Annotated in this window: 1 protein-coding gene; it reads right to left on the bottom strand. The window is 32.6% G+C overall.

All coding sequences use genetic code 11. The features are described 5' to 3' along the window. The coding region (locus ERX37_RS11190; protein WP_133430746.1) for a hypothetical protein at nucleotides 1-322 on the bottom strand (322 nt) is incomplete at its 3' end. Between the last annotated feature and the right edge of the window lie 120 nt (nucleotides 323-442).

The following is a 442-nucleotide window of genomic DNA, read 5'->3' as shown; positions in this document are numbered from 1 at the left end:
TATCAGTCATATAAACAGTTTTTAATTTAGCTAAAGCATTACCTAAATGATAAGATCCTACAGATGTGACAGCAGCCCCAGTCATTCCAGACGCGGTGTAGCCTAAAGCTCCAGCTGCAGCAACTGCAACACTTGTTAATGCAAAATCACTTCCAGCTGTTGAAGACTTTACAGTCGTAAAATATCTCCATCCACTAGCAGCTTCTGCTTTGTTTTCCAAAGGATTTTGTAAATTATTTTGTTCAGTATAAACACTTCCAACGGATAATAACATACTAGAGGCCAAAACTGCACAAGACACTTTCTTTGATAAAGAATGCATAATCTCATCTCCTGTATTATATTTAATTACATTTACATAATAACCTATCTTTCTATAAAATTACATATATTAGTATAAAAAGGAGAATAAAAATGAAAAAAACAAGCGATAAAATATTAC

The sequence above is a fragment of the Macrococcus hajekii genome (assembly GCF_004359505.1).
Classification (GTDB): domain Bacteria; phylum Bacillota; class Bacilli; order Staphylococcales; family Staphylococcaceae; genus Macrococcus; species Macrococcus hajekii.
This window is presented reverse-complemented; position numbering and strand designations above follow the sequence as displayed.